This is a genomic window from Bacillus sp. BD59S (assembly GCF_007363175.1).
Classification (GTDB): domain Bacteria; phylum Bacillota; class Bacilli; order Bacillales; family Bacillaceae_G; genus Bacillus_A; species Bacillus_A pacificus.
Window position 1 is genome coordinate 4,173,409 of sequence record NZ_CP034686.1, and the last position, 17,020, is coordinate 4,190,428.

Here is a 17,020-nt window from a genome sequence, read left to right on the forward strand (position 1 = left end):
AATAAAAATTTTCTACTTTATAATGATTATAAATTAATAACTCTATTTGTACGTTACCAAAAAAAGCCCTCATAATCAAGTGATGGAAACTATTCCATATGAATTATAACATCATCTTTCCTATCTTCTTTCATCATGAAGGAAAATATGTATGATTGTTCCAAATTGTAGCACGAACTTTCTCAATACAATGTATTTGACATTGTATTTCTTTTTCGTTATATTGGTTTTGCAAAATTAAATTGTGCACAACTTAATAAGAAAGGAGTTATGTATGTTAGATAATTCTTTACATCTAGATAACCAACTTTGTTTTTCTATTTACGCCTGTTCTAGAGAGGTTACACGCTTTTACCGACCGTATTTAGAAGAAATGGGCATTACGTATCCACAGTACATTACTTTACTCGTACTATGGGAGCAAGATGGACTTACAGTAAAAGAAATTGGAGAACGTCTATTTTTAGATTCCGGTACGTTAACACCTATGTTAAAACGAATGGAATCATTAAACCTTGTAAAACGCGTTCGTTCCAAAGAAGATGAGCGAAAAGTGTGTATTGAATTAACAGAACAAGGAAAAGATTTACAAGATAAGGCTTGTTCATTGCCGACAACGATGGCAACAAATTTAGGAATTACAGAACAAGAATATCGTTCTTTATTAATTCAATTAAATAAACTAATTGAAACAATGAAAACAATTAATGATAGAAAAGGGGAATAAACATGGATAAATTATATACTGCTTCAGTAACTGCTACAGGTGGAAGAAATGGAAAAGTAGTATCAGATGATGGCATATTAAATCTTGATGTAAAAATGCCGAAAGCACTAGGTGGTGCAGGCGGAGAGGCAACAAATCCAGAACAACTATTTGCTGCTGGTTATGCCGCTTGTTTCGATAGTGCATTACAACTTGTTATTCGTACAAAACGTGTGAAAGTAGAAAGTACAGAAGTAACTGCTCACGTTTCTATCGGAAAAGATACAGATGGTGGTTTCGGCCTATCTGCTGTACTTGATGTACATGTCGCTGGCGTTTCACATAGCGAAGCACAAGAACTTGTAGAAGCCGCTCACGGTGTATGTCCTTACTCTAAAGCAACACGAGGAAATATTGAAGTTACATTAAACGTACGCTAAAAGTGTATAAAGAAAAAAAACGCGCGACATTCGTCACGCGTTTTTTGTTTTTGTCATTTTATGAATTGCTTTCCACGCTTCTTCTTTTCCAAGTCCTGTTTCAGAAGAGAATAGAACAATTTCATCGCCAATTTCAACAGCAAGTGTTTCTTTTACAACTTTTAAATGTTTTTGCCATTTCCCTTTCGGAATTTTATCAGCTTTCGTCGCAATAATAATGGTTGGAATTTCATAATGCTTTAAGAAATCATACATCATCACGTCATCGCTTGTTGGTTTGTGACGTAGATCAACTACTAATACCGCTGCGTCTAATTGCTCACGTGTTGTAAAGTACGTTTCAATCATCTTGCCCCATGCTGCGCGCTCTGATTTAGATACTTTCGCATATCCATAACCTGGAACGTCAACAAAATGCATCATCTCATTGATTAAGAAAAAGTTCAACGTTTGCGTTTTTCCTGGCTTAGAAGAAATACGTACTAACTTTTTACGATTTAAAATTTTATTAATAAAGGAAGACTTCCCGACATTTGAACGACCTGCTAATGCAATTTCTGGTAAATCACTGTCTGGATATTGTTCTGGTTTCACAGCACTAATTACAATATCTGCTTTTGTTACTTTCATTGTTTCACTCCTACTAATGCGTGCTCCAATACTTCATCTAAATGAGATGCAAGCACAAACGTAAGATTTTCTTTTACGCTTTCTGGAATATCATCTAAATCTTTCTCATTTTCCGCTGGTAAAATAATTTTAGTTAAACCTGCGCGGTGAGCACTTAATGTTTTTTCTTTTAAACCACCAATTGGTAATACACGGCCACGAAGTGTAATTTCACCTGTCATACCCACTTCTTTACTTACAGGAATACCTGTTAGTGCAGAAATAAGTGCCGTTGCCATCGTAATACCTGCTGACGGTCCATCCTTTGGAACTGCTCCTTCTGGAACATGAATATGAATATCATTTTTCTCATGGAAATTCGGGTCAATTTGAAGTTCTTCTGCACGAGAACGAATATAACTAAACGCTGCTTGTGCGGATTCTTTCATAACATCCCCAAGTTTCCCTGTTAAAATTAATTTCCCTTTACCTGGCGCTACAGAAACTTCAATTGCAAGCGTATCCCCACCTGCTGCTGTATACGCTAAACCTGTCGCCATACCAACTTGGTCTGTTTTCTCGGCTTGCCCATAACGGAATATGTGCTTACCAAGTAAATCAACAACATTTTTCTCTGTTACTACAATACGCTTGCGTTCTGCTGTAACGATAATTTTTGCTGCTTTACGACAAACTTTTGCAATTTGGCGCTCTAGCGTACGAACACCAGCCTCACGTGTATAATAGCGAATCATTTCAAGAAGCGCTTCATCACGTACTTGTAAATTACCTTTTCGTAAGCCATGCTCTTTTAATTGTTTCGGCAATAAATGTTCGCGAGCAATGTGAACTTTTTCAAGTTCTGTATAGCCAGCAATCGAAATAATTTCCATACGATCAAGCAATGGGCCTGGAATACTTGAAAGTGTATTTGCAGTTGCTACAAACATAACCTTGGATAAATCATATGGTTCTTCAATGTAATGATCACTGAAGTTATGGTTTTGCTCTGGATCTAACACTTCAAGTAATGCTGCTGATGGATCTCCACGGAAATCGTTAGACATTTTATCAATCTCATCTAATAAGAAGACTGGATTAACTGATTTCGCCTTTTTCATACCTTGAATAATGCGCCCTGGCATTGCTCCAACATACGTACGGCGGTGACCACGAATTTCAGATTCATCACGTACACCACCAAGGGATACACGGACAAAATTACGATTTAATGATGTTGCAATGGAACGCGCTAACGAAGTTTTTCCGACCCCAGGAGGTCCTACTAAACAAAGGATAGGTCCTTTTAATGAATTTGTTAACTTCTGTACCGCTAAATATTCAAGTACGCGCTCTTTCACTTTCTCAAGACCGTAATGATCTTTGTTTAAAATCTCTTCCGAATGAGCAAGATCAATCATATCTTCTGTTGCTTCTGTCCACGGAAGTGCTAATAACCAATCGATATAATTTCGAATTACACCGCTCTCCGCAGAACTTGCTGGTAACTTTTCATAACGATCTAATTCTTTCAGTGCAGCCTTCATTGTTTCTTCAGGCATTCCTGACTGTTCAATTTTCTCACGAAGTTCTTCAACTTCCCCGCCCTTGCCTTCTTTATCGCCAAGTTCAGTTTGAATCGCCTTCATTTGCTCACGTAAGAAATATTCTTTTTGCGTGCGCTCCATTGAACGTTTCACTTTTTGTCCAATTTTCTTTTCTAAACTAAGTAATTCTTGTTCATCTTGAATAATTGAAATAAGTGTATGTAATCGTTCTTTCACAGATATGATTTCTAAAATCTCTTGTTTCTGCTTCGTTTTAATTGGCAAGTGAGAAGCAATTAAATCCGCTAATCTTCCTGGCTCTTCTACATCAGCTACTGTTGCAAATGTTTCATTTGAAACTTTTTTCGAAACTTTAATATATTGCTCGAAATGCTCCAGTAATGTACGCATAAGAGCTTTCTCTTCTAAATCAGCTTCCACTTCTTCCGTTATCGTTTTAATAGAAACCTGCACTACATTTTCTTCTTCGATAAACTCTACTACTTCTGCTCTATGTAAACCTTCTACAAGGACACGAAGCGTACCGTTAGGCAATTTTAACATTTGCTTCACTTTCGCCACTGTACCTACACTATATATGTCATCTTCTTTCGGATCATCGATATTCATTTCTTTTTGCATTGCTAAAAAGATAATATTTTCATCCATTGCCGCCTGCTCTAGTGCTTGTATCGATTTATCACGTCCTACATCAAGATGCAGAACCATCGTTGGATATACGAGAACGCCTCTTAATGGTAGGAGGGGCACGATTCTTTCATTCGTATTCATACTAGACATAGCACCTCCATAATAAATTAAACTCCTGTTCAACTATTTTATATTACAATACATCTAGATGCAATTGCAGAGATTCTCTGCAACTGTAAATCCCTCTTTTTTCTCCCTTATAAAAAGAAAAAAGACTCCGCTTAAGCATACAAACTTAAACGAAGTCTGGCAAATACTATTATCGTTCATTCTCACATTGATTGTGCATCTGTTTCGTCTATCGTAGTATGTACATCAAGCTCTCGATGTATATTTTCCTGTATAAACGTTAGCTCAAATACTTCCTTCAACTTCCGAACAGGAATAATTTCAATCCCTTTTATTGTATACAAAAATGGTTGCATGTTTTCAGCAGGAATGATAACTTTCTTAGCTCCTGCCTTTTTCGCAGCTTTTATTTTTGCGTACACACCACCGATAGGTTTCACTTCCCCGTGTATACTTATCTCACCAGTCATCGCTACTTCATTATTCACATACGTATGATGCACTGCTGAATACACGCCTGTTGCCATAGCAATTCCCGCCGAAGGCCCATCAATCGGGATACCGCCTGGAAAATTAATATGTATATCGTACCCTTCTGGCAACACATCTAGAGATCGAAGTACGGTTAATACATTATCTACAGAACCTTTCGCCATACTTTTACGCCGAATTGATTTCGTTTGACTACCAATACTTTCTTCTTCAACAATTCCGGTAACATTTACCGATCCTTTATCGTTCGCCTTGATTGCCGTTACTTCAATTTCTAATAATGCGCCTGTATTTGGTCCGTATACAGCAAGTCCATTTACAAGACCGATTCTCGGAATAGGATAAATATGTTTTTCATACTTCGGTGTGAGCTGACTAGAGTGCACAACCCACTCTATATCTTCATCTTTAATGAAAGGACGTTCTTCATTTATTGCCATTCCAGCAGAAATTTGTACAAGATTAATCGCTTCTCGTCCATTTCTCGCATACATCCCGATCATTTCAATACCATTTTCACCGATTTGCATTTCCACTTTGTCAGCCGCATTCTTCGCTACTTTTTGAATTTCTTCTGTTTCTAACTCACGGAAGAACACTTCTAAACAGCGCGACCGAATAGCAGGAGGAATCTCCTCTGGCGAACGTGTCGTCGCCCCAACTAAGCGAAAATCGGCTGGTAAACCTTTTTGAAAAATGTCATGTATATACGTTGGAATCATCGTATTCTCTTCACTGTAGTATGCACTTTCTAAAAATACTTTTCGATCTTCTAGCACCTTTAACATTTTGTTCATTTGAATCGGATGTAGTTCACCAATCTCATCAATAAACAAAATACCACCGTGCGCATCTGTTACCGCACCTTTTTTCGGTTGCGGAATACCTGCTTGCCCCATCGCACCAGCACCTTGGTAAATTGGATCATGCACCGAACCGATTAAAGGATCTGCAATACCACGTTCATCAAATCGAGCTGTCGTCGCATCCAGTTCAATAAATGTTGCATTTGTACGAAATGGAGATTTTGGATTCCGTTTCGCTTCTTCTAATACAAGACGTGCTGCCGCTGTCTTTCCGACACCTGGCGGACCATATATAATCACATGTTGCGGGTTCGGACCACAAAGAGCCGCTTTTAACGACTTAATCCCGTCCTCTTGCCCTACAATATCTAAAAAGGATGTAGGACGCACCTTTTCCGCAAGCGGCTCTGTTAAAGAAATCTCGCGCATTTTACGAAGCTGTTCTAATTCTTTTTTTGATTCTCGATCAATTGAAACTTTTTGTGTTCGCTGATTTCGAAGTAAATGCCAAAAATACAATCCGACAATTACACCAAAAACAAGTTGAACAAGTAAAAATATATTTGTCCAGCTCATCATTTATTTCCTCCCGCAATGTTTTATCTCTTAGTATTTCCGCGGAGGAACATAGCTAAACATAAAGAAAAACAGCAATTATAAAAATTGCTGTTTCTCCTTCGCATTATGCAGATGTTTTTGTATCAAGTACAGTACCGTCTTGTAACACCAATTTTGGCGGTGCATTATCAGCTACTGTTTCTTTTGTAAGAACACACTTCTCGATATCTTTACGAGATGGAAGTTCGAACATTACATCCAGCATTAAGCCTTCAATAATAGAACGAAGTCCGCGAGCACCTGTTTTACGTTCAATTGCTTTTTTCGCAATTTCAATTAGTGCGCCTTCTTCAAACTCTAACTCAACATCGTCAAGCTCCAATAGTTTTTGGAATTGCTTAACAAGTGCATTTTTCGGTTTCGTTAAAATATCAACAAGAGCATCTTCATCAAGCGGCTCTAGGTTTGCAATAACTGGAAGACGACCGATAAACTCTGGAATTAAACCAAATCTTAAAAGGTCCTCTGGTAATACGTGAGATAAAACATGCTTCTCATTTACATCAGCATTTTTCTTCTCAGAACCAAATCCAATTACTTTTTCACCAAGACGGCGTTTAATAATTGGCTCGATGCCATCAAACGCTCCACCACAGATGAATAAGATATTCGTTGTATCAATTTGAATAAACTCTTGGTGCGGATGCTTACGACCACCTTGAGGTGGAACGCTTGCTACAGTACCTTCTAAAATTTTCAGAAGTGCCTGCTGCACACCTTCACCAGATACATCACGTGTAATTGATGGATTTTCGGACTTACGTGCCACTTTATCAATCTCATCAATATAAATGATTCCTTTTTCCGCTTTCTCTACATCATAATCAGCTGCTTGGATTAATTTTAGTAAGATGTTTTCTACATCTTCCCCAACGTATCCAGCTTCAGTTAAAGATGTCGCGTCCGCGATTGCAAATGGAACATTTAAAATACGCGCTAACGTTTGTGCCAGTAATGTTTTACCACTACCTGTTGGCCCGATAAGTGCGATATTACTCTTCGCTAATTCTACATCATCAATTTTGCTGTTAGAATTAATGCGTTTGTAATGGTTATATACCGCTACCGCTAGTGCTTTTTTCGCGTTATCTTGTCCGATGACATACTCATCTAAGATTTCACGAATTTCTACCGGTTTCGGTACATCTTTGAATTCTACTTCTTCGTCTTTCGCAAGCTCCTCTTGTACAATTTCAGTACAAAGCTCGATACACTCGTCACAAATGTAAACACCTGGACCTGCAACTAATTTTCGAACTTGCGTTTGTGTTTTACCACAGAAAGAACATTTTAATTGCCCTTTTTCATCATTAAATTTAAACATATTTTCACACCCCTTACAAAGTGCTAACCTCTTGCCTTCGTATGTACACGATAAATGTATCGTATGTAAATACATATTATGTCACTACGTGGCGAGAAATACAAATAATATGACTAGTTATGTACAAATAAAAAGTTTTTAAAACTTTTGAAATATGTATATTCGACTCATTAAGGAAGTTTTCCTTCTTCATCGAAAAGTTTTATAAATATATTTCTATATTTATAAAACAAGGCACGATTAAAATCGCGCCTTGTTATTTTATTATGCAGCGTTTTCTACTAAGAAGTCTACAGCTTTACGAACTTTAAGATCTTCAGCTAAAGCGTCTACGCTTCCAAGAGCTTGCTTGATAGCGTCTACTGGCATACCGTACATTTCAGCCATTTTTTCAACTTCTGCAGTTACTTCTTCTTCAGTAACTTCGATGTTTTCAGCTTCAATGATAGCTTCAAGAACAAGGTTGATTCTTACGCGTTTTTGAGCGTCTTCTTTCATTTGCTCTTTTAACTTGTCAGCATCAGTACCTGTGAATTGGTAGTAAAGCTCAAGGTTCATACCTTGTTGGCTTAAACGTTGCTCGAATTCACGAACCATACGATCTAACTCAGTGTCGATCATAGCTTCTGGAATGTCGATTTCAGCGTTAGCAGCAGCTAATTCTACTACTTCGTCACGTACTTTGTGCTCAGCTTCGTGCTTTTTGCCTTCTTCTAAGTTTGTGCGAAGTTTTGCTTTTAATTCATCAAGAGTTGCAACCGCTTCGTCAGCTTCTTTAGCGAACTCGTCGTTTAACTCAGGAAGTTCTTTTGTTTTGATTTCGTGAACTGTTACTTTGAATGTTGCTGGTTTGCCAGCTAATTCAGCAGCATGGTACTCTTCTGGGAATGATACTTCAACGTCTTTAGACTCACCAGATTTAAGACCAATTACTTGCTCTTCGAAACCTGGGATGAATGTACCAGAACCGATTGCTAGAGAATAGTTTTCGCCTTTTCCGCCTTCAAATGCTTCGCCATCAACGAAACCTTCGAAGTCGATTACAGCTGTATCACCGTTTTCAACAGTTCCTTCTTCTTTAACAACTAGCTCAGCTTGACGCTCTTGTAAAGATTTTAATTCGTTCTCTACATCTTCGTCAGTTACAGTTGTTTCAACTTTTTCTACTGCTAAACCTTTGTACTCACCTAATTTAACTTCAGGTTTCACTGTAACTTTTGCAGTGAAGATAAGGTTAGCATTTTTTTCGAACTTCTCGATGTCGATTTCAGGATGAGCAACTGGGAAGATACCAGCTTCATCGATCGCTTCACCGTATGCTTTTGGTAAGATGATATCTAAAGCATCTTGGTATAAAGATTCGATACCAAAGCGTTGTTCGAATAACGGACGAGGCATTTTCCCTTTACGGAAACCTGGTACGTTGATTGTTTTTACTACTTTTTTGAACGCAGCGTCGATAGAGTTGTTTACTTCTTTAGCATCAACTTCGATTGTTAAAACGCCTACGTTACCTTCTAATTTTTCCCATTTTGCAGCCATTTATTCTTTCCCTCCAACTATAATAATGTATGCACATACCTCTATAGATTAAGATCTTCATTATCTCTTTTTTGAAATAACAAAAGTACAAATAATCCTCTAGCAAAAGCTTTCAGATATAATGTTCCAATCTACTAATTGCCTAAAAGACAACTACGGTATATTTTGTTCGAGAATAATATGAAACATATTAAGTAAGAGAATTACACTTCTCTTCTCTTACAAACAGGCAGATTTCTGCCTTTTGCAACCCTTACATTATAACATAGAATATGCTCGTTTCAAGAACCGAACGATTCTTTTTCATAATTATACGGGCAAATATCCTTCTCTTTCAACACGTAATAACCATTGATAGGCAATATGAAACTCTTCTAATTCAATATTATACGCTGTCATAAGCTCTTCTTCATTAATAGTCAATCCGAAACGCTTTCTACCAATTCTCTCTAAAACAGCAGCCCAAATCTCCACTTTATCCATTAATAGAGCGAATGGGAAAACGCTAATTTGCAACTCTTTCCAATATGTAACCATCGCATCAAATATATCAGGATAATTTTGTTCTAATCGACTTGATAATGTATGTATAATGTTATCGGATTGCTCCTCATTATGACCTGTAAATGCTGGAATTACCTTGATCGTATTTCCAAACTTTTCTACCTCTATCTCTTCTTCTATTTGATTTTCTATCATTTTATATAAAATAGAAGTTTTCAAATAAGGGTGCTGTTTTTCGTCTACTAAAAATTTCTTTAAAACAGGTAATGCAAGATCTAAGTCTTTTAACGAAAGTTGCTGAATCGCTCTTAGCTTTTGCCCAAAGTTTTCTCCAAACATTTCATTAGTAAATTCATCTAATTCAAAATTCGAATCGACTAGTGACGTATCTACTTCATTTAACATACCTTCTGCAAATAAAGCGAGCTGTGCTAATTTTTCCTTTTGTTCCGGCATTATATCTTTCGTTTGCAAAACTTTTTCAACGGTTTCAATTACGCCTTCATAATCATTTGTTTGAACTAAAATTGTCACATACGTTTCAAGAATATCACCAAATAATACAGCTCCTGTTTCCAGTAACTGTTCACACTTCTCTTTTGCTTCTTCCATATGCTTTAATTCTAACAAACAAATAACCGAAGCTAGTTCCGTTTGTTCCGTTTCTGCATTATACTGACGTAATATTTCAAAGCAGCGCAATGCATCTTCGAATTTCCGCTCTTTCAGTGCTAAAAAACCTTCATCAATATAGCGCTCTGATAGCTGCGGAAACAATACGACCGTATTTTCTTTTTTATCCATACGTCCGCCTCTTTTTCTAGATTTTAATTATCTTTAAAGTAAATATATCAAATGAGTAATGAGAACACAACATCTCAAAACCCTTTGTTTGAAATATAAAAATATTTAATTTTTATATTTCAATATAAAAAAATCCTTACTTAAAATGTAAAATGTACAAATAAAAACCCTCAGCGACGAAAGCAGAGGATTTATCATTAATGGAAAGCTTTTATAATAGTGGGGTATATAACAAGGGTAATAATTTGGAGAACAATAATTGCCATAACAATCATGCTACAATAGAAGATTGGTTTACTTCGCTTCATTAAAAACATAATGATGAGCATCGTACAAGCAAACAAACTTAAGAAGAACAAACTCGTCGTCGAACTAAGTATACCACTTGGGACAAAGAACAATAACACTACACTACAAGTACCTATAATTCCAAATAACCATTCCATTCATTCACTCATTCCCTTTCCCTCTCATGGTAGTTTCCTCTACGCAATTAAATGTTTTACAACATCAACTACATACGTTAATTTCTCATATGCTACAAATCCAAAAGCAACTGTTAAACCCGTTACGATTAATCCCTTCATTATTTCTTCCTCCTCGTTTTATCGTTGTTACCTTCATTATAGAGGATTAACAATCTGTTACCATCGAACTACCTTACAGTTACCTTACAGAATTGTAAGATTTCAAACGCACAAGTAAATTTAGCAGAGCAGTTTAAAGAAATGAACGAGATTGTCTTTAACTGGCTTGTTGATACGAAGAAACAATATAATGTGAAAGATTATGGTTTTGTATTTGAGAAATTTATTAATAACTAATTTAAAATAAACAAAAAAACCTTGTTATCAAAAAATAACAAGGTTTTTTAGCGTCCCAGGAGGGGTTCGAACTCTCAGTCCGCTCATTTCCGTACTATTTTATATATTTTGATCGCAGTCTTAATATATCTTCTCCTTCACGAATGCCTGCTGATCCCTTCCTCACATTTTTTACGACAGTCCAGTTCGGGTTAGTTTCATCACCGATGTTCTGTACTGTAAAGTTGCCATCACCATATTTCCGGTGACCTTCTGCCAATTTCTCCGTTAAATCATTCTCATTTGATCTCGCCATCTTTGCGCCATCTCCCTTTTTTATACAACCTTCTAACCAATCACAGGTCTAGTCAATTGGAGATTATCGTTTTCCGCTTCTATTCATTGTAACACACTAACAGGGATAAGTTTCGATAACGGTTGCTCAATCGTACTAGGGCGGGTAAAAAGTTTTATAATATTGTAAGTGAACAGTTAGGAGAATACGATGTACGACGCGTTATAGAAGGTGTTGATCCCGACACTGGCGAAAAACTTTCGTGGCGGGAACGCACTGGCGCTGGCGTCATGGTTTTTGCGGGTCTTACTCCGCTAGGTAAAGGAATAAAAGTAGTTAAAGGTGCCAAAAAGGTAGCTGATGCCATAGATACTGCGAAAAAGATAGACAAGAGCGCGGAAGCAGTAAAAGCCCAAAGACAGGGACAAATAGGAATAAATCAAGCAACTGGGAAAGCATTTGAAAAAGAAGTAGATACAGTAGTAGAACAAATAACTTTAAAGACTAATAAAACAGGGACAAAGACAAGGCTTGATTTTCTAGGGGCGAATAATGATTTAGAAGATATAAGAATAGTTGAAGCAAAGGGTTCGCCAACTGCTCCCCTTACTAAAAAACAAAAAATTGCGATTCCCGAAATTGAAGAACACGGCGCAACAGTTGTAGGTAAAGGAAAACCACCATTTGTAGGCGGCACGGAAATACCTCCAACTAAAGTTGAAATTAGAAGAAAACAATAGATAAGAGGTGTTTTTATGTCTTTATATGAATTAGAAAAAGTTGACTTTATGGGCTACAATCAAGAAGAAAAAATAGCCTATTTAGTCATTGCTGATGAATTAGACTGGACTGATGAAGAAAAACATATTGAGTTACTGCAAGAAAAAATCAATTTGTATTTGGGCTTTATAGAAAGTGACGAGGTTTACGAAAGGTATCCTGAAGTAAAAGGGTATGGTTTTGTTATTAAGATATTCGGGAAATATCTTTTTACTGAATGGGGCAAAGAATTTTTAGAAAAGGTTGATGAAGTTCTCGTTGAAGCTGGATACGGTTTTCAATACGTGCATAAACCATTTGATGAGCCTGAACAAACAAATAATATAACTGACTAGCAAAGGGCGTTTTTAAGGGCTCTTTTTAATGCACTTTAATCTGTTAATCTGTTAATCTGTTGCATATACTCATTATCATATATCCAGTTATAATATTTTCACACCTTTTGCACATACATCAATTTGTAGACAAACAAAAAACCTTGTTATCAAAAGATAACAAGGTTTTTTTAGCGTCCCAGGAGAGATTCGAACTCCCGACCGTACGCTTAGAAGGCGTATGCTCTATCCGGCTGAGCTACTGGGACATGGAGCGGGTGAAGAGAATCGAACTCTCGACCAGAGCTTGGAAGGCTCTTGTTTTACCACTAAACTACACCCGCATATGTTATTTTATTTTCACTCGTTAGCGCCGTTGCCCTATCGACAATATTTATTATATGTATAACCATACATAAAGTCAACACCTTTTTTAAAAGAGGATAATTTTTCTTATCCTCTTTTAAAAACTGCTTGTTCAACTAGCTGCCCGTCTAGTGTTTCAAAACGAACTTCCATTTGATTTTCATCCATTTCTAATAAAGCAAATGTCTTTTCTACACGCTGACGCGGTAATAAAATACTGCCTGGATTAATAAATAATACGCCGTCGATCAATTCCGCACCTAATACATGAGAGTGTCCGAAGCATGCAACTTGCGCCCCTACCTCTTCTGCACGGTACGCTAATGTTTGTAACGTCATTTTCACGTTATGACGATGTCCGTGCACAACTACGAAACGAATACCATCTACATCAGTTACAATTTCGTCTTGAAAGTTAGCATAATCACAATTCCCTTTTACAACACGGAAACCTTGCAACTCTTCATGAGCAGGCGTTAGCTCTGAATCACCGCAATGAATCATGATATCTACTTTCCCTTCATACTTCTCTTTTAACTGCTGTAATTCCTTCACAGAGCTATGACTATCGCTTACGATTAAAGCTTTCATCAATCTCTCTCCCTTATTCTCCTAAAAACCATTCAGGGATTTTTTCTTCTAGCTTACGTAGAGCACGTCCGCGGTGACTAATAGCATTTTTCTCATCTGAACTTAGTTCCGCCATCGCTTTTTTATATTCTTCCACATAAAAGATTGGATCATATCCAAAGCCGTTTTCCCCGCGGCGTTGTTCTAAAATGAATCCTTCACATGTCCCGTTTACAATGACAGGCTTTTTATCCCCTTCAGGGAAAGCCACTGCTAATGCACAGTAGAAACGAGCTTTACGCTTTTCAAACGCTACTTCATTTAATTCTTGTAAAACTTTATCAATATTCGCTTGATCATCTTTCGGCTCTCCAGCAAAACGAGCTGAATACACGCCTGGTTTCCCATTTAAAGCATCTACAATAAGACCTGAATCATCCGCAATTACGATCGCATTCAACTGTCTACTCAAACTATCCGCTTTTAAAATCGCATTTTCTTCAAATGTTTCACCAGTTTCTTCGACTTCTTCAATATGAGGGAAATCGTGTAATGATTTTACTTCTAAATCAAATCGCTCAAATAACTCAGCAAATTCACGTACTTTCCCCATATTTTTTGTCGCTACAACAACTTGTTTCATATTTTCCACCTCTACTCTATATGAGATACGATGTCACCTAACGCTTCTTTTTGCATATCAATCAGTTGGAAAATGCCTTGTTCTGCAGCATCAAGTAATTCATTTAACTGCGCTCTGCTAAACGTCGCTTCTTCTCCAGTTCCTTGCACTTCAACGAACTGACCTTTTCCAGTCATAATTACGTTCATATCAACGTCTGCTTTAGAATCTTCTGCATAGTTCAAATCTAAAACAACACCTTGCTCTTCAACAATCCCTACTGACGTTGCTGCTAAATAATCTTTCACTGGAATTTTAGATACTTTTTCTGCTTGTAATAACTTCTCAAACGCTAATACCATCGCTACGTATGCACCTGTAATAGAAGCAGTTCGCGTTCCACCATCCGCTTGAATAACATCACAATCAATCCAAACCGTTCTCTCACCAAGCGCTTCTAAGTCAACTACCGCACGTAATGCTCGTCCAATTAAGCGCTGGATTTCCATTGTACGTCCTGTTACTTTACCTTTACTTGACTCCCTAATTGTACGTTGTTCTGTCGCACGTGGAATCATCGCATATTCAGCTGTTACCCAGCCCTTTCCTTCTCCACGTATAAATGGCGGGACGCGCTCTTCAATTGTCGCTGAGCAAATTACCTTTGTATCCCCAACCTCAATTAACACTGATCCTTCTGGATGTTTTAAATAATTCGTATGAATATGTATATGGCGTAATTCTGTTTTTTCTCTACCATCTACTCGCATAAAAATAACCTCCTCATAACTACTTGTTAGTATAGCCAAATTTAAATGTATGATATGTATACAATAAAAGAAGAGGAACCCAAAAAGCAATTCCTCTTTCTTACTTAAGTATATCAAATTATTGACGATTAAAAACTACCTGTATTCACGTTTTCTGGACGATCTACAGGTTTTATTAACTTTCCGCCCTTTTCATCTATAAGATTCGCTTTACCATTTACTTCAATAGAAACGCTTTTCACGCCTTTCTTTTCTGTTAAAGATAACACTAATGACTTCAATACGTAATTTGAAATCATATTTTTATCTGGGTTTATAAATATATTTTCATTAAAGTTTAATGTAAGATTTCCATCTTGTAATTTCGGATTCGTAATCAGCTTAACTCCTGGATTGAAATCGTTCAGAAGAGATTGATGAATCGGCCCTTTTACAAGTTCATCTACAATTGCTGCATAATCATTTTCTTTTCCTTCTACAACGCGGCGTGTTACTGGTACGTAGTATTGCTGTTTATTATTATTTTGCGCCATAAAATAAAGGATAACTGGTTTTGTATTCGTTACATCCGCTACTTGTTCATCATCGAAGTTGATACCGTTCGCACGGCTCACACCTTCCCCAAGCGGCGTACCACCAACAGGCATCTTCGCTAATTTTTCTCCATTTATTTGGAACTGCACTTGTTTTATTTCTTTAAATTGCGTCAACGTCCATGCAATAGATTCAACGATTTGACGTTCTTCCTCTTTCGCATAGTTTTTCATTTCTTTAGAGAAATCAATGACTGCCGTCCCATCTTTTTTCAAGTTAAGGGTCATCGATGTATTCGCTGGAATGACTGCACGGAACCCATTCGGTAATAAATTCGTTACCGGTCCATCTTTCACAAGGTACTCTAATGTTTGCTGAATAACCTCATTTGCTTTCGGAGTAGGTATAGCTAACGTTTGCGGTACGACATAGCCATTTTTATCAACAAGGTATAGTTCTCTATTCACCGTTTGTACTTGCTTATCTTTTTTAGATACTTCTTTCTTTCCACCCTCTGTATACGTAACTTGTTTTGGTGGATCAATTTGTTCCGTTGCTTTCTCCTGATTTATAAAGCCACACCCTGTTAGTAAAACAGCGCTCACAGTAGCACCAACAACCCATTTAAAAGTGGATTTAGGCATGCCATTCCCCCCTAAAATCTAAGTTTGTACTATTATGTATACGAGCTGTTTCATGTTTTAGAACAAGCTGCGCTTCCTATAAACAAAAAAACTCCTGATTTCTCAGGAGTTCACTTATATGAATTCTATTATTATTCTTTTTCTAAATAAATATGTTTCACATTTTCAATCGGTTGACCGAACCATTTTGATGCAATTTCTTTAAATAGGCCTATTTTTCCTGTTGTTAAGAAGAGATGATCACTTTGTTCCTCTCCCTCATTCAACATTTTACTATGGTATAAAATGGTACTTACTTCACGCGCCGTTTCATCACCAGAACTAATGAGTTGCACTTTATCTCCCATTACTTGTTTAATAACAGGACCTAAAATCGGATAATGTGTACAACCTAAAATAAGCGTATCAATATCAGTGTTTTTCAGCGGTTGCAACGTTTCTCTTACAACTTCATACGCCATTTCACTTTCGAAATTGCCGCTCTCTACAAGCTCAACAAAAGGCGGACACGCTAAACTTTCTACCATAACACGATTATTAATAGACTTTAACGCTTCTTCGTATGCACCACTTTTCACCGTTCCAATCGTTCCAATAATCCCAACATGATACGTGTTTGTCATTTTTAAAGCTGTACGTGATCCTGGGTGAATAACTCCTACCACTGGAATTGGTAATTGTTTCTGCATTTCTTCTAATACAACTGCAGTTGCTGTATTACATGCAATAACTAACATCTTGATATTTAAATCTAGTAAATGCTCCGTCATTTCCCACGTAAATTGACGCACTTCTTCTCGAGAACGTGGACCATAAGGGCAACGTGCTGTATCCCCTAAATATATAATACGCTCTTTCGGCAACTGACGAATTAATTCCTTCGCTACTGTTAAACCGCCAACTCCTGAATCGATAACACCGATTGCTCTATTCAACTTCATCACCCGTTTTCTCATTCATCATCTTATTTTATCATTATATTTTACACACTTTAAGTTCGCGCACTTAAACTGCTTCTATATGAAATTTTTCATTTGTACCTGTATAGACTAGGACCTTTTTTATTTTGCTCCTTTTTTTCGTAATTTGCAAGACAGAAAAATAACCGACCTTCTATATGAAAGTCGGTTTCTTCTATATAAAGTACATA

General features: G+C 37.0%; 17 protein-coding genes, 2 tRNA genes and 1 pseudogene. 5 read left to right on the forward strand and 15 right to left on the reverse strand.

The annotated features are described in order from the left end of the window. Positions 1-274: 274 nt before the first annotated feature. Both EKQ63_RS23885 and EKQ63_RS23890 read left to right on the forward strand, forming a co-directional pair. Entirely contained in the window at positions 275-727 is a 453-nt protein-coding gene (locus EKQ63_RS23885; protein WP_143881570.1) for a MarR family winged helix-turn-helix transcriptional regulator, read from the forward strand. A gap of 2 nt (positions 728-729) precedes the next feature. Next, positions 730-1,146 carry an organic hydroperoxide resistance protein gene (locus EKQ63_RS23890; RefSeq protein ID WP_000359781.1) on the forward strand — a complete coding sequence of 139 codons (417 nt, stop codon included), beginning with the start codon at positions 730-732 and terminating at the stop codon, positions 1,144-1,146. 33 nt (positions 1,147-1,179) lie between these two features. Here EKQ63_RS23890 and ysxC read toward each other — a convergent pair whose 3' ends face one another. From ysxC to EKQ63_RS23925, 7 genes are all read right to left on the reverse strand, one after another. Beyond that, positions 1,180-1,776 (reverse strand): ribosome biogenesis GTP-binding protein YsxC, encoded by a 597-nt coding sequence (gene ysxC / locus EKQ63_RS23895; protein ID WP_048531469.1) that lies wholly within the window; start codon positions 1,774-1,776, stop codon positions 1,180-1,182. Beyond that, positions 1,773-4,103 carry an endopeptidase La gene (gene lon / locus EKQ63_RS23900; RefSeq protein ID WP_048551020.1) on the reverse strand — a complete coding sequence of 777 codons (2,331 nt, stop codon included), beginning with the start codon at positions 4,101-4,103 and terminating at the stop codon, positions 1,773-1,775. Before lon ends, ysxC begins: the two co-directional genes overlap by 4 nt. Before the next feature lie 182 nt (positions 4,104-4,285). Further along, complete coding sequence (lonB, locus tag EKQ63_RS23905; protein WP_143881571.1) at positions 4,286-5,956, reverse strand: ATP-dependent protease LonB; 1,671 nt, start codon at positions 5,954-5,956, stop codon at positions 4,286-4,288. A gap of 106 nt (positions 5,957-6,062) precedes the next feature. Continuing rightward, entirely contained in the window at positions 6,063-7,322 is a 1,260-nt protein-coding gene (gene clpX, locus EKQ63_RS23910) for an ATP-dependent protease ATP-binding subunit ClpX (protein WP_000472281.1), read from the reverse strand. A gap of 264 nt (positions 7,323-7,586) precedes the next feature. Further along, complete coding sequence (tig, locus tag EKQ63_RS23915) at positions 7,587-8,864, reverse strand: trigger factor (RefSeq protein ID WP_000729253.1); 1,278 nt, start codon at positions 8,862-8,864, stop codon at positions 7,587-7,589. Between the two features lie 309 nt (positions 8,865-9,173). Continuing rightward, entirely contained in the window at positions 9,174-10,172 is a 999-nt protein-coding gene (locus EKQ63_RS23920) for a hypothetical protein (RefSeq protein ID WP_000358265.1), read from the reverse strand. 197 nt (positions 10,173-10,369) lie between these two features. Continuing rightward, entirely contained in the window at positions 10,370-10,618 is a 249-nt protein-coding gene (locus tag EKQ63_RS23925; protein ID WP_001973787.1) for a hypothetical protein, read from the reverse strand. Between the two features lie 237 nt (positions 10,619-10,855). Between EKQ63_RS23925 and EKQ63_RS23930 the strand changes: the two are divergent. Then, positions 10,856-10,996, forward strand: a pseudogene (locus EKQ63_RS23930) (YvbH-like oligomerization domain-containing protein); the annotation flags it as partial. Between the two features lie 94 nt (positions 10,997-11,090). Here EKQ63_RS23930 and EKQ63_RS23935 read toward each other — a convergent pair. Further along, complete coding sequence (locus EKQ63_RS23935) at positions 11,091-11,291, reverse strand: hypothetical protein (protein WP_000124460.1); 201 nt, start codon at positions 11,289-11,291, stop codon at positions 11,091-11,093. 122 nt (positions 11,292-11,413) lie between these two features. Between EKQ63_RS23935 and EKQ63_RS30400 the strand changes: the two genes are divergently transcribed. Beyond that, complete coding sequence (locus EKQ63_RS30400; RefSeq protein ID WP_223290771.1) at positions 11,414-12,010, forward strand: pre-toxin TG domain-containing protein; 597 nt, start codon at positions 11,414-11,416, stop codon at positions 12,008-12,010. A gap of 15 nt (positions 12,011-12,025) precedes the next feature. Next, positions 12,026-12,385 carry a DUF6572 domain-containing protein gene (locus EKQ63_RS23945; protein WP_088326782.1) on the forward strand — a complete coding sequence of 120 codons (360 nt, stop codon included), beginning with the start codon at positions 12,026-12,028 and terminating at the stop codon, positions 12,383-12,385. A 174-nt stretch (positions 12,386-12,559) separates the two neighbouring features. Here EKQ63_RS23945 and EKQ63_RS23950 read toward each other — a convergent pair. The 7 genes from EKQ63_RS23950 to racE all read right to left on the reverse strand — a co-directional run bounded on the left by EKQ63_RS23950 (position 12,560) and on the right by racE (position 16,811). Then, positions 12,560-12,633: transfer RNA gene (locus EKQ63_RS23950), tRNA-Arg, on the reverse strand. A 1-nt stretch (position 12,634) separates the two neighbouring features. Then, positions 12,635-12,708, reverse strand: a tRNA-Gly gene (locus EKQ63_RS23955). A gap of 109 nt (positions 12,709-12,817) precedes the next feature. Then, complete coding sequence (locus tag EKQ63_RS23960; RefSeq protein WP_087954183.1) at positions 12,818-13,321, reverse strand: metallophosphoesterase; 504 nt, start codon at positions 13,319-13,321, stop codon at positions 12,818-12,820. Positions 13,322-13,334: 13 nt separating this feature from the next. Next, on the reverse strand, positions 13,335-13,943 hold the full coding sequence (locus EKQ63_RS23965; RefSeq protein WP_000815943.1) for an XTP/dITP diphosphatase: 609 nt from the start codon (positions 13,941-13,943) through the stop codon (positions 13,335-13,337). An 11-nt stretch (positions 13,944-13,954) separates the two neighbouring features. Beyond that, positions 13,955-14,692, reverse strand: coding sequence for a ribonuclease PH (gene rph, locus EKQ63_RS23970; protein WP_143881572.1), 738 nt, complete (start codon positions 14,690-14,692; stop codon positions 13,955-13,957). Between the two features lie 128 nt (positions 14,693-14,820). After that, positions 14,821-15,870 (reverse strand): spore germination protein GerM, encoded by a 1,050-nt coding sequence (gene gerM / locus EKQ63_RS23975; protein ID WP_087954182.1) that lies wholly within the window; start codon positions 15,868-15,870, stop codon positions 14,821-14,823. Between the two features lie 131 nt (positions 15,871-16,001). Further along, entirely contained in the window at positions 16,002-16,811 is an 810-nt protein-coding gene (gene racE, locus EKQ63_RS23980; RefSeq protein ID WP_000773996.1) for a glutamate racemase, read from the reverse strand. Positions 16,812-17,020 lie beyond the last annotated feature (209 nt).

Bases quoted from the DNA above. Each gene is read 5' to 3' on its own strand.
- EKQ63_RS23965 (WP_000815943.1), bottom strand. From the start codon at position 13,943: ATGAAACAAGTTGTTGTAGCGACAAAAAATATGGGGAAAGTACGTGAA.
- EKQ63_RS23925 (WP_001973787.1), bottom strand. From the start codon at position 10,618: ATGGAATGGTTATTTGGAATTATAGGTACTTGTAGTGTAGTGTTATTG.
- EKQ63_RS23920 (WP_000358265.1), bottom strand. From the start codon at position 10,172: ATGGATAAAAAAGAAAATACGGTCGTATTGTTTCCGCAGCTATCAGAG.
- lonB (WP_143881571.1), bottom strand. From the start codon at position 5,956: ATGAGCTGGACAAATATATTTTTACTTGTTCAACTTGTTTTTGGTGTA.
- ysxC (WP_048531469.1), bottom strand. From the start codon at position 1,776: ATGAAAGTAACAAAAGCAGATATTGTAATTAGTGCTGTGAAACCAGAA.
- EKQ63_RS23885 (WP_143881570.1), top strand. From the start codon at position 275: ATGTTAGATAATTCTTTACATCTAGATAACCAACTTTGTTTTTCTATT.
- lon (WP_048551020.1), bottom strand. From the start codon at position 4,103: ATGTCTAGTATGAATACGAATGAAAGAATCGTGCCCCTCCTACCATTA.
- EKQ63_RS23945 (WP_088326782.1), top strand. From the start codon at position 12,026: ATGTCTTTATATGAATTAGAAAAAGTTGACTTTATGGGCTACAATCAA.
- rph (WP_143881572.1), bottom strand. From the start codon at position 14,692: ATGCGAGTAGATGGTAGAGAAAAAACAGAATTACGCCATATACATATT.
- EKQ63_RS23935 (WP_000124460.1), bottom strand. From the start codon at position 11,291: ATGGCGAGATCAAATGAGAATGATTTAACGGAGAAATTGGCAGAAGGT.
- EKQ63_RS23890 (WP_000359781.1), top strand. From the start codon at position 730: ATGGATAAATTATATACTGCTTCAGTAACTGCTACAGGTGGAAGAAAT.
- clpX (WP_000472281.1), bottom strand. From the start codon at position 7,322: ATGTTTAAATTTAATGATGAAAAAGGGCAATTAAAATGTTCTTTCTGT.
- racE (WP_000773996.1), bottom strand. From the start codon at position 16,811: ATGAAGTTGAATAGAGCAATCGGTGTTATCGATTCAGGAGTTGGCGGT.
- tig (WP_000729253.1), bottom strand. From the start codon at position 8,864: ATGGCTGCAAAATGGGAAAAATTAGAAGGTAACGTAGGCGTTTTAACA.
- EKQ63_RS23960 (WP_087954183.1), bottom strand. From the start codon at position 13,321: ATGAAAGCTTTAATCGTAAGCGATAGTCATAGCTCTGTGAAGGAATTA.
- gerM (WP_087954182.1), bottom strand. From the start codon at position 15,870: ATGCCTAAATCCACTTTTAAATGGGTTGTTGGTGCTACTGTGAGCGCT.